General features: G+C 59.9%; 11 protein-coding genes and 1 pseudogene. All 12 read left to right on the top strand.

The annotated features are described in order from the left end of the window. Window positions 1–77 precede the first annotated feature (77 nt). The 12 genes and pseudogenes from AKL25_RS19865 (at window position 78) to AKL25_RS19810 (ending at window position 11,772) form a co-directional block, all read left to right on the top strand. Entirely contained in the window at window positions 78–446 is a 369-nt protein-coding gene (locus AKL25_RS19865) for a ComEA family DNA-binding protein (RefSeq protein ID WP_050479449.1), read from the top strand. A 304-nt stretch (window positions 447–750) separates the two neighbouring features. Then, entirely contained in the window at window positions 751–1,719 is a 969-nt protein-coding gene (locus AKL25_RS19860) for a GGDEF domain-containing protein (protein WP_050479448.1), read from the top strand. A gap of 53 nt (window positions 1,720–1,772) precedes the next feature. Beyond that, entirely contained in the window at window positions 1,773–3,218 is a 1,446-nt protein-coding gene (locus AKL25_RS19855; RefSeq protein ID WP_050479447.1) for a mannose-1-phosphate guanylyltransferase/mannose-6-phosphate isomerase, read from the top strand. A 137-nt stretch (window positions 3,219–3,355) separates the two neighbouring features. Next, window positions 3,356–5,395: a DNA polymerase III subunit gamma/tau gene (locus AKL25_RS19850; RefSeq protein WP_050479446.1), complete on the top strand. Its 2,040-nt coding sequence runs from the start codon at window positions 3,356–3,358 to the stop codon at window positions 5,393–5,395. Between the two features lie 93 nt (window positions 5,396–5,488). Beyond that, complete coding sequence (locus tag AKL25_RS19845; RefSeq protein WP_050479445.1) at window positions 5,489–5,815, top strand: YbaB/EbfC family nucleoid-associated protein; 327 nt, start codon at window positions 5,489–5,491, stop codon at window positions 5,813–5,815. Window positions 5,816–5,883: 68 nt separating this feature from the next. Beyond that, window positions 5,884–6,186: a YciI family protein gene (locus AKL25_RS19840; protein ID WP_050479444.1), complete on the top strand. Its 303-nt coding sequence runs from the start codon at window positions 5,884–5,886 to the stop codon at window positions 6,184–6,186. After that, window positions 6,183–6,779: a recombination mediator RecR gene (gene recR, locus AKL25_RS19835; RefSeq protein WP_050479443.1), complete on the top strand. Its 597-nt coding sequence runs from the start codon at window positions 6,183–6,185 to the stop codon at window positions 6,777–6,779. The genes AKL25_RS19840 and recR overlap by 4 nt, the downstream gene beginning before the upstream one ends. 155 nt (window positions 6,780–6,934) lie before the next feature. Then, window positions 6,935–8,179 carry a CaiB/BaiF CoA transferase family protein gene (locus tag AKL25_RS19830; protein ID WP_050479442.1) on the top strand — a complete coding sequence of 415 codons (1,245 nt, stop codon included), beginning with the start codon at window positions 6,935–6,937 and terminating at the stop codon, window positions 8,177–8,179. An 85-nt stretch (window positions 8,180–8,264) separates the two neighbouring features. Continuing rightward, on the top strand, window positions 8,265–9,302 hold the full coding sequence (locus AKL25_RS19825; protein WP_050479441.1) for an ABC transporter substrate-binding protein: 1,038 nt from the start codon (window positions 8,265–8,267) through the stop codon (window positions 9,300–9,302). Window positions 9,303–9,456: 154 nt separating this feature from the next. After that, on the top strand, window positions 9,457–10,266 hold the full coding sequence (locus tag AKL25_RS19820) for an ABC transporter ATP-binding protein (protein WP_050479440.1): 810 nt from the start codon (window positions 9,457–9,459) through the stop codon (window positions 10,264–10,266). A 42-nt stretch (window positions 10,267–10,308) separates the two neighbouring features. Further along, the gene (locus tag AKL25_RS19815; RefSeq protein WP_050479439.1) at window positions 10,309–11,160 is read left to right on the top strand and encodes an ABC transporter permease; all 852 of its coding nucleotides are present in this window, start codon (window positions 10,309–10,311) and stop codon (window positions 11,158–11,160) included. 232 nt (window positions 11,161–11,392) lie between these two features. Beyond that, window positions 11,393–11,772: pseudogene (locus AKL25_RS19810) on the top strand (DUF3597 domain-containing protein). Window positions 11,773–11,810 lie beyond the last annotated feature (38 nt).

Below are 11,810 nucleotides of genomic sequence, written 5' to 3'. Positions count from 1 at the left end.
TTAAATCATATAGCCGGCCGATTTGCTCTGCCGGTGTTGTCAATCACTGATTCAACGCTTACCTCGAAAGGAACACTATGTTGAAAAAAATCTTGCTGGCACTTTGCGCGTTCGTCATGAGCACCGGTCTGGCATTTGCCCAGGTTGACGTTAACAAGGGCGATCAGGCTGCACTGGACGGTATCAAGGGTATCGGCCCGGCGATGTCCAAGCGTATTCTGGATGAGCGCAAGAAGGGCGACTTCAAGGACTGGACCGACTTTGAAACCCGCGTCAAAGGCGTGGGCGACAAAAGCGCCAACAAGCTGTCCGATGCCGGCCTGACGGTCAACGGCCAGCCTCGCAGCAAGTCGCTGGTCACCGGCAAGGGCGAGGCGAAACCTTTCCCTAAAAAAATGAAGGATCAGGATGCCAAGGCGGACAAGCCGGCAGCGACCAAGGGCTGACGAGGCCGATAACGCAGTACGGCAATTGCATGTCGAAAACCCCGCTTGGCGGGGTTTTTTGTTCATGTGGCCGTAAATTGTCATTTAGTCCGATGTTGGCTTGCGCATAAAAATAATCGGCATTACAGTCATCAATAATGATCAACAATAAACAGCCTTGATTTGCCGATATGGCAATTTTCCGGGCGTGCGGTGCAGGCGCCGCCGGACAGGGGGGGGAAATACGGTTACACCAGCATGGCGCGCATGCGTCTCCAGTCTGCGCGCCAACGAGTTCTGTCAATTACCGGGCAAGAAGGGACTTATGAACATTGCTGACATTCCCGTTGACGAGCAAGCGCGCGTCGGCGACTTGCACAACCTGCACATTCTGGATACGCCTCCCGAAGAACGCTTCGATCGTCTGACGCGGCTGGCGCGTCGCCTGTTTGCAGTACCGACAGCCGTGGTGAGCCTGGTGGATGCCAAACGGCAATGGTTCAAGGCGCGTGTCGGCATCGATGCCTGCGAAACCGGGCGCGATGTGTCGTTTTGCTCCCATGCGATCTTGCGCGACGACGTCATGGTGGTGAGCGACGCTTTGCAAGACCCGCGCTTTCACGACAATCCGCTGGTCGTGGGCGATCCGTTCATCCGCTTCTATGCAGGATGTCCGATCCGCAGCCCGCAAGGCTACAAGCTGGGCACCTTGTGCTTGCTCGACACCATTCCGCGTGAGTTTGACGAGGACGACAAAACCATGCTGGCCGACCTGGCGCGCATGGTCGAGCAGGAAATGGCCGCCGTGCATCTGGCAACCATGGATGAACTCACCAAATTGTCCAACCGCCGCGGGTTCGAATCGCTCTCCGAGCATGCGCTGAGCATGTGCAAGCGCTTGGGCAAACCGGCGTCCCTGCTGTATTTCGACCTCGATCTGTTCAAGCAGATCAACGACCGCTTCGGTCACGCCGAGGGCGATCGCGCACTGGTGAATTTCGGGCGCATCCTGCTTGCCAATTTCCGTGAATCCGATGTGATCGGTCGTCTTGGCGGCGATGAATTTGCCGTGTTCCTGACCAATACGGCGGCGCAGGAAACGGCGGCGGTGCTGGCGCATCTGGGCACGTCGGTCAACGAATACAATCAGGCCAGCAAGCGCGGTTACGATCTGCTGTACAGCGTCGGCGCGGTCGAATATGATCCGGCTGCGCATGATACGATTGGCGACCTGATGAACAACGCCGATGCCCTGATGTATCAGCAAAAGAAGCGTCGCCGCGAAGCGCCATGATTCCTTTTGCCTGAGACGCCGGGCAAACGCCATCCAATAACAGCGATAGATTAATGACTTATCTGCAGCCAGTAATTCTCTCAGGCGGCTCCGGTACACGCTTGTGGCCGCTTTCCCGCGAACAATACCCCAAACAGCTGTTGCCGCTGGTCGGCGCCGATACGATGCTGCAGGCGACCGCCTTGCGTATCCGGGATGGCGGCGACGACTATGCCTTGATCGAAGCGCCTGTGGTCGTCTGCAATGAAGAATACCGATTCATCACTGCCGAACAATTGCGTGCCGTCGGCAAGCAAAGCAAACACATCGTGCTGGAGCCCGTTGGCCGCAACACCGCGCCGGCGCTGACGCTCGCCGCCTTGCTCGCCAGCCAGGACAAGGCTGATCCGATCTTGCTGGTGATGCCGGCCGACCATGTGATTCGCGATGTGGATGCGTTCCAGGCGGCGATCAACAGGGCGGTTCCTCATGCGGCGGGCGGGGCGATGGTGACCTTCGGCATCGTCGCCGATCGTCCGGAAACCGGCTACGGCTACATTCAGCGCGGCCAGGCCATCGACGGCGTGTATGCGATCGACCGCTTTGTGGAAAAGCCGAACGCCGAAACCGCGCAGCGCTACATCGATTCCGGCGACTATCTCTGGAACAGCGGCCTGTTCATGATGCGGGCCAGTGTCTGGCTGCGCGCCATCGATCATTTTCAGCCGGAGATGGCGCAAGCCTGCCGCAAGGCATTCGACGGCGGCAAGCAGGACAACGATTTTTATCGGGTTGACAAGGCTGCGTTCGAAGCGTGCCCGGCGGATTCCATCGACTATGCGGTAATGGAAAAACTTGCGGGAGCATCGGCCCTGGGTATCGACGGCCGGATCATTCCGCTGGACGCCGGCTGGTCTGATGTCGGCGCCTGGGACGCATTGTGGGACGTGTCCGAAAAAGACGCCGCCGGCAATGTTGCGCGCGGCGATGTCATGCTGGTGGATGCGTCGAACAACCTGGTGTTCGCACAGGAGCGCCTGGTTGCCTGCGTGGGCATCGACAACCTGGTGATTGTCGAGACCTCGGACGCCGTCATGGTGGCCGACAAGAGCAACATGCAGGAGATCAAACAGATTGTCGCCCGGCTGAAGGGGCAGCAGCGCGGCGAAGCCGTGACGCATCGCAAGATCCATCGTCCCTGGGGCTGGTACGACTCCATCGACGCCGGCGAGCGTTTCCAGGTCAAGCGCATTGTGGTCAATCCAGGTTGCACCTTGAGCTTGCAAATGCACCATCATCGCGCCGAACACTGGATTATCGTCAAGGGCACGGCGCGCATCACGCGCGGCGAAGAAGTCTTCCTGCTGTCGGAAAACCAGTCGACCTATATTCCGCTGGGCGTTACGCATCGCCTGGAAAATCCCGGCAAGTTCCCGCTGGAAATGATCGAAGTGCAATCCGGCAGCTACCTGGGCGAGGACGATATCGTCCGCTTCGAAGATACTTACGGACGGAAATAGTCCGCTCTTCAGGCTGGCATCGTCCGGCGCTTGCCCGGTCAATCAAGCCAATTCCGCGATAGTCGGTTAAGACGGGCCCGAAATAGAATAAAATGCCCGTCTGACCCAACGCCGCTATCCAAACGCACCCCAAGTTTATGTCCTACCAAGTTCTCGCCCGTAAATACCGCCCCCGCAGCTTCGATACGCTGGTCGGGCAGGAACACGTCGTGCGGGCGCTGACACATGCACTGGATCAGCAGCGCCTGCACCACGCCTATCTGTTCACCGGCACCCGCGGCGTCGGCAAGACCACGCTCTCGCGCATCCTGGCCAAGTCGCTCAATTGCGTAGGCGCTGACGGCAACGGCGGCATTACCGCGCAGCCTTGCGGCGTGTGCGAAGCCTGCGTCGCCATCGATGCCGGCCGTTTTGTCGACTACATTGAAATGGATGCCGCCTCCAACCGCGGCGTCGATGAAATGGCGCAGCTGCTGGAGCAGGCGATCTACGCGCCGTCCAATGCCCGCTTCAAGGTCTACATGATCGACGAAGTGCACATGCTCACCAACCACGCCTTCAACTCCATGCTGAAGACGCTGGAAGAACCGCCTGAGCACGTCAAGTTCATCCTGGCGACGACCGATCCGCAAAAGATTCCCGTGACCGTGCTGTCGCGTTGCCTGCAGTTCAATCTGAAGCAAATGCCGCCGGGCCACATCATCGGCCACCTGGACAATATCCTCGGCCAGGAAAACATCGAATTCGAAGCACCCGCGCTGCGTTTGCTGGCGCAAGGCGCGCACGGCTCCATGCGCGACGCCTTGTCGCTGACCGACCAGGCGATTGCCTACGCTGCCGGCAAGGTCACGCTGGAAGCAGTGCAGGGCATGCTCGGTGCGCTTGATCAGTCCTACCTGATCCGCGTGCTCGATGCATTGGCGGCGCAAGATGGCGCAGCCTTGTTGTCGGTCGCCGATGAAATGGCTACGCGCAGCCTGTCGTACAACGCCGCGTTGCAGGATCTGGCGACGCTGCTGCACCAGATCGCACTGGCGCAAACCGTGCCGGCTGCGCTGGCCGAAGACGCGCCGCAACGTGAAGACATCGTGCGTCTGGCATCCCAGTTCAATCCTGAAGAAGCGCAGCTGTTTTATCAGATCGCCGTCCACGGCCGTAACGAGCTGGGTCTGGCGCCGGACGAATACGCCGGCTTCAGCATGACCTTGCTGCGCATGCTGGCGTTCCGTCCGGTTGCTGCAAACGCTGCCGGTTCTGCCGGCAGTGCACCGGCAGCGCCGGTTGCCAGAACCGCTGCGCCGGCCCGGCCGACACCGGCCGCCGCGCCCCTGAGCGCCGCGCCGCAAGTCGCTACCACCAGCACACCGGTTTCGCGTCCGCCTGCTGCTGCGCCGGCTGCCGCAGCAGGTTCGGCCAACTCGGCGCGCGCCGCTGCACTGGAAGCGGCCCGCGCAGGATCGGGCAAGAGTTCGCCGCGTTCCGCCGCTGCCGCCACCGCTGCTCCGGCTCCTGCGCCGGCACCGGTTCAGGCCGCCCCTGCGCCGGCACCGGCGCCTGTGCTGGCGGATGTGTCCGACGACATGCCGCCGCCCTGGGACGAAGAGCCGGCCGGCGCCGACGCTCAAAAAAAAACTGAACAATATTCTGCAGCCGCCGCAAACGAGGCCGTAAGCCGCGTTGTACCGGACAATGCGCAGGAAGCCGAAGACGCCATCGTCGTCGCGCCGCCGGCGGCCGTCAGCACCGTCACGCCCGCCATGCAGGCGCAGACCGCGCAAGTCGCCGCCTCGCTCGGCTGGGACGGCAACTGGCCGCACCTGGCTGCCGAGTTGCCGCTGCGCGGCATGGTGCAGCAGATGGCGCAACAGAGCGAGCTGGTGCGATGCGAACAAGTCGGCAATGCCGTCTGCTTCCATTTGCGCATCCCGGTGGAAACCTTGCGCGCCTCGGGCAATGTCGACAAACTGACGGCTGTGCTGAGCGAGCGCTTCGGCAAGAGCGTCAGGGTAGAAACTGAAATCGGCATGGTGGCGCATACCGCCAATGCCAAAGCGGAAGCCAATCGTGCCGAACGGCAACGCGAAGCGGAGCAGACCGTGCAAAATGATCCCTTCGTGCAAGTCATGATGCGCGAGTTCGGCGCTTCCATCGTCCCGGGGTCGGTGCGGCCGCTGTAAGGGACAATCCGCGGACATGCCGCAACTGCCGATGTGCCATTTCCGCCACGGCATGAGAAAGATGAATCAACTTAGCTACCAAGGAGTACGACCATGATGAAAGGCCAACTGGCAGGCTTGATGAAGCAAGCTCAAGCGATGCAGGACAACATGAAGAAAATGCAAGACCAGCTTGCATTGATCGAAGTCGAAGGACAGTCCGGCGCAGGGCTGGTCAAAGTCGTGATGACCTGTAAGAATGACGTCAAGCGCGTCTCTATCGATCCGTCGCTGCTGGCCGACGACAAGGACATGCTGGAAGATCTGGTTGCCGCCGCCTTCAACGACGCAGTGCGCAAGGCTGAAGCGACATCGCAGGAAAAAATGGCAGGCATGACTGCCGGCATGCCGTTGCCGCCAGGGTTCAAGATGCCGTTCTGAACGATGTGTCGGTGTGATGTTGCAGCTTGCTGTCGACGCGGCAGCGGCTGCTTTCTGAAGGAGGCATCATGTTCGTTATCTCGATTACCTATACCAAGTCGGCAGGCGAAATAGACGCGTTGCTGACGGCGCATAAGCAATTCCTGAACGAACAGTATGCCGACGGCGTGTTCCTGATGTCGGGCCGCAAGATTCCCCGCAGCGGCGGCATCATCATCGCCGACGCTGCCGACCGCGCCGAACTGGAAGCCATCATCGAAACCGATCCGTTCTACATCGGCGACGTCGCAGAATATGAAATCACCGAGTTTGTTCCATCCATGACGGCCGAAGCGCTTTCCGTCTTCCGGCATACCTCAGATCGAAATTGAAAACCCCTTCCAGTCTCACCCTGCTTACGGAGTCCCTGCGTACGCTTCCGGGCATCGGTCCCAAATCGGCGCAGCGCATGGCCTACCATCTGCTGCAGCATGACCGCGACGGCGCCTTGCAATTGAGCCGCGCGCTTGCCCAGGCGGCCGAGACGATCCGCCACTGCGCCCTGTGCAACACCTTCACCGAACAAGTCATCTGCGACACCTGCCAGGACGGCGAGCGCGACACCACGGTGCTGTGCGTGGTCGAGACCCCCAGCGATCAACTGATGATCGAGCAGACGCTGACCTTCAAGGGTTTGTATTTCGTGCTCATGGGACGCCTGTCGCCGCTGGACGGCATCGGCCCCAAGGACATCCATCTGGAAAAACTGATTACGCGCGCCACCGACGGCGTCGTCTCTGAAGTGGTGCTGGCCACCAATTTCACCAACGAAGGCGAAGCCACCGCGCACTACATCAGCGAAACGCTCAAGGCGCGCGGCCTCAGGGTCAGCCGTCTGGCGCGCGGTGTGCCGGTCGGCGGCGAACTGGAATACGTCGACGCCGGCACCATCGCACGCGCCATGCTGGACCGGCGTGCAACATAGTCCGGAGACGGCGGCAGAAGCAAGGCGCCGCACATAACAAAGCAGGAGAGGAGATTCGGGACACGCCGGCTTCGGAGGCTGATCATATCGACCCAGGTCGATATGGTCGAGGCAGTCGATACATCAGCCGCAGCCACTGTCCCGACCATAAAAGTATGGAAAAGAAACAAACAAGCGGCCCCCTGGCCGGCATCAAGGTACTCGAACTCGGCACGCTGATCGCCGGCCCGTTCTGCTCGCGCATGCTGGCGGAGTTCGGCGCCGACGTCATCAAGGTCGAAGCGCCCGAAGTCGGCGACCCGTTGCGCCAATGGCGCGTCCTCAAGGACGGCACCTCGCTGTGGTGGTCGGTGCAGGCGCGCAACAAGAAAAGCCTCACGCTGAACATGAAAGACCCGCAGGCGCAGGACATCGCCCGCCGCCTTGCGTTGGACGCCGACATCATCATCGAGAACTATCGCCCCGGCGTGCTGGAAAAGTGGAACCTCGGCTATGAAGCGCTCAAGAAGCTCAATCCCGCCACCATCATGGTGCGCCTGTCCGGCTACGGCCAGACCGGTCCGCTGAAGGACTTGCCCGGCTTCGGCGCCATCGGCGAATCGATGGGCGGCATTCGCTATGTCTCCGGCCACGCCGACCGGCCCCCGGTGCGTATCGGTATTTCCATCGGCGATTCGGTGGCTGCCTTGCACGGCGTCATCGGTGCAATGATGGCCTTGCGCCATCGCGACGTCACCGGCGGCCGCTGGAACGGCAAGGACGGCGAGCTGTGCGTGGCAGGGCAAGGCCAGATGGTGGATGTCGCGCTGTATGAGTCGGTGTTCAACATGATGGAATCGCTGGTGCCGGAATTCGACCAGGCCGGCGTCGTGCGCGAACGCACCGGCGGCGCCTTGCCCGGCATCGTGCCGTCCAACACCTACACCACAGTCGACGGCAAGAACATCGTCATCGCCGGCAATGGCGACGCCATCTTCAAGCGCCTCATGATCGCCATCGACCGCAACGACATGGCCGACGATCCGCAACTGGCGCGCAACGACGGCCGCGTGCCGCGTACCGAAGAGATCGACCAGGCCATTCAGGCCTGGTGCGACACCCGCACCATCGACGACGCGCTGGCCATCCTGCAGGCGGCGGACGTCCCGGTCGGGAAGATTTACTCGGTGCGCGACATGATGAGCGATCCGCAATTCCTGGCCCGCAACATGTTCGAACAACACGCGTTTGCCGATGGCACGCCTATCAAGTTACCGGCCGTAACACCCAAATTGTCGGAAACGCCGGGCGGCACAAAATGGATCGGTCCGGGCCTCGGCGAGCATAACGATGAAATCTTGCGTTCGCTGGGGTATGATGACGCACAAATTGCGCAGTTGCGGCAAGACAAAGTCATCTGAAGGCAGTCATTCCAGGAACTGTCCGGCATTAAGAATCAGTCAGCATAAGCAAGCACAAATAAGCACGCTCATAGGAGGAGACCACATGAAATTCAACCTGAAGCAATTCGCGATCGCCCTGGCCCTGTTCCTGGCCGGTTACGTGACGTTCAATACCAATCTGTTCGCACAAACGCTGGAAAAACCGAAGGTATCGATCGCCGTCGGCGGCAAAAATTTGTTTTATTACCTGCCTTTGACCGTGGCCGAGCAACTGGGCTACTTCAAGGATGAAGGCCTGCAAGTCGAAATCTCCGACTTCGCCGGCGGCGCCAAGGCCCTGCAAGCCATGGTGGGCGGCAGCGCAGACGTGGTGTCCGGTGCGTATGAGCACACCATCAACATGCAGGCCAAGAATCAGTCCATCGTCGCTTTCGTCTTGCAAGGCCGCGCACCGCAAATCGTGTTCTCGGTCAACAACAAGACCATGCCGAACTACAAGACCATCGCCGACCTGAAAGGCAAGAAGATCGGCGTGACTGCGCCCGGTTCTTCGACCAGCGTCATGGCCAGCTACGTTCTCGCCAAGGGCGGCCTGAAACCGACCGACGTGTCCTTCATCGGCGTCGGTGCAGCGGCCGGCGCCTTGTCGGCCATCCGTTCCGGCCAGATCGATGCCATCGCCAATCTGGATCCGGTGATCGCCATGCTGGAACAAAAGGGTGAAATCAAGACCATTGCCGACACCCGCACGCTGAAAGACACCAATGAAGTATTCGGCGGCCCGATGCCGGCAGCGACCCTGTATGCGCCGGAAGCCTTCATCAAGAAATATCCGAACACCACGCAAGCGCTGACCAACGCCATGGTGCGCGCGCTGAAATGGATCCAGAAGGCCGGTCCTTCCGACATCATCAAGGCCGTTCCGGAGAGCTATCTGCTGGGCGACCGCGCGCTGTACATCGCCGCCTTCCTGAAGGTGCGCGAAGCGATCTCGCCGGACGGCACCTTTCCGGATGCAGGCCCGGCAATTGCGCTGAAGACGCTGCAAGCCTTTGAACCGGATCTGGCCAGCAAGAAGATCGACCTGTCCAAAACTTACACCAACGACTTCGTCAAGAAGGCGAACGCCAAGTACAAGTAAGTGGCCTTCATCAGTCACGACACACGGGCGCCTGCGGGTGCCCGTCTGCAATTTGCAGTCCGGTATTTTTGTATTTTATGAAATCCCTTCCGATGTTCTTTTCGATGTTTTTTTCTAACGCACCAGCATTCGGCCTGGCCGGAGATTCCCCGATATGACGCCAGCACTTTTTCTCGACGACATTACCTGCACCTTTGTTTCCAAGGACGATCGCACGCAGCGTTATACCGCCGTCGCCAATACCACGCTGGCTATCGCGCCGGGCGAATTTGTCTCCGTCGTAGGGCCGACCGGTTGCGGCAAATCGACTTTGCTCAACGTCGGCGCCGGTTTGTTGCAACCGTCCTCGGGCAGCATCAAGGTGTTCGGCGAAGAGCTGGTCGGCATCAACAAGCGCGCCGGTTACATGTTCCAGGCCGAAGCGCTGATGCCATGGCGCAGCGCGCTGGAGAATGTCATCGCCGGCCTGCAATATCGCGGCATCGATGATCGCGAAGCCAAAGAGCTGGGCGAACAATGGCTGGCGCGCGTCGGCCTCAAGGGCTTCGGTGACCGCTACCCGCACCAGTTGTCCGGTGGCATGCGCAAACGCGTGGCGCTGGCGCAGACGCTGATCATGGATCCGGACATCATCCTGATGGATGAACCGTTCTCCGCGCTTGACATCCAGACCCGCCAGCTGATGGAAAACGAAGTGCTCGATCTGTGGAACGCCAAGAAAAAAGCGGTGCTGTTCATCACGCATGACCTCGATGAAGCCATCGCCATGTCCGACCGCGTGGTGGTGCTGTCGGCCGGTCCGGCGACGCATCCCATTGGTGAATTCACGATCGACCTGCCGCGTCCGCGCGACGTTGCCGAGATTCGCACGCATCCACGTTTTGTCGAACTGCACCAGCAAATCTGGTCAGTCTTGCGCGACGAAGTGCTCAAGGGATATCAGCAACAAAAAACTGCGGCCTGAATCTTCAGCCGGCCGACATAGAAAACTGAACAAAGAATCGTCATGTGGAAACTCCTCAAACCAAGTCATAAAAATCTGCGCTTCTGGCAACTGCTGGTGCTGGTCGTCGTGCTCGGCGTCTGGCACATCGCCACGCGCAATGAGCAGACCGCCTTCTTCTTCGGCGAACCGCTCAAGGTCGCCGTGCGCATCTGGCAATGGTTCACCGTCGGCAGCGGCTCGCTGGAAGTCGGCTTCGGCGACACGACTTTCTTTACGCTGAATTTCCCCGCCGAGATTTATTCCCACCTGCTGGTCACATTGACCGAAACGGTGCTGGCCTTCGGTATCGGCACCGTGCTGGGTCTGGGCATCGGCCTCTGGCTGGCGCTGTCGCCGGTGGCATCGGCCATCCTCGATCCTTACGTCAAGGCCGCCAACTCGATGCCGCGCGTGATCCTGGCGCCGATCTTCGCGATGTGGTTCGGCCTGGGCATCTGGTCCAAGGTCGCGCTGGCGGTGACGCTGGTGTTCTTCATCGTGTTCTTCAACGTCTATCAGGGAGTAAAGGAAGTCAGCCCGGTGGTGCTCGCCAATGCGCGCATGCTCGGCGCCAATGCCCGTCAGTTGTTGCGCACGGTGTATCTGCCGTCGGCGACCTCGTGGGTGTTTTCCAGCTTGCATACGTCCATCGGCCTGGCCTTCGTTGGCGCAGTGGTGGGCGAGTACCTCGGCTCGGCGCGCGGCGTCGGCTATCTGATTTTGCAGGCGGAAGGCAGCTTCGACATCAATACCGTGTTCGCCGGCATCGTGGTGCTGACGGCGTTTGCGCTGGTGCTGGACGTGGCGGTCGGGGTGATCGAAAAGCGCCTGATGAAGTGGCAGCCGAAATCGGGCGAGACCGAAAAGCTGTAATCGCTTTTGCGGCTGGCAAGCTGCAGTTTTACGAAAGAAAAGAGGCGGATATCCCGCCTCTTTTTATTTATGTTTCGCGAAAAGCGGCGGCCATGATCGAAGCTTTTCGGCAAGCGTACGACTTGTCGGCGCGTTACAAATTGCGCAGGAACTTGGCTTGAGCAGGGGTTTCTCAATTGGCTGTTGCCGGTTTCGGCAACAGCTTTTGTTTATTCCCTTTCAGGAGAACGCCATGGGCATTCTGAGCAACATTTTCAGCAAGATTTTCCTTCTTCCCATCCCACCCAGAATGACGCAGCCAATACCACCGCGCCTGCATCGGATACCGGCGTCGTCGCAGGACAGGTGACTCCCCTGGTCGATGTGGAAAGCATCCTGAACGACATGGCGGCGAAGAATCCGCAAAAACTGAATTGGCAGATTTCCATCGTCGATCTGATGAAGCTGCTCAATCTGGACAGCAGCCTGGCTGCGCGCAAGGAGCTGGCGACGGAGCTCTTGTATCAGGGCGACACCAACGACTCTGCCTCAATGAACATCTGGCTGCACAAGCAGGTCATGACCAAGCTGGCGGAGAATGGCGGCAAGGTGCCGGATGAATTGAAGAACTGAAATGGAATCTTCCTTGCCATAAAAAAGAGGCGCTGTGG

The sequence above is a fragment of the Herbaspirillum rhizosphaerae genome (genome assembly GCF_001189965.1).
GTDB classification, from domain to species: Bacteria; Pseudomonadota; Gammaproteobacteria; order Burkholderiales; family Burkholderiaceae_D; genus Herbaspirillum; species Herbaspirillum rhizosphaerae.
The sequence above is the reverse complement of the archived record's forward strand: the minus strand, read 5'-3'. Positions and strand labels throughout refer to the sequence as shown.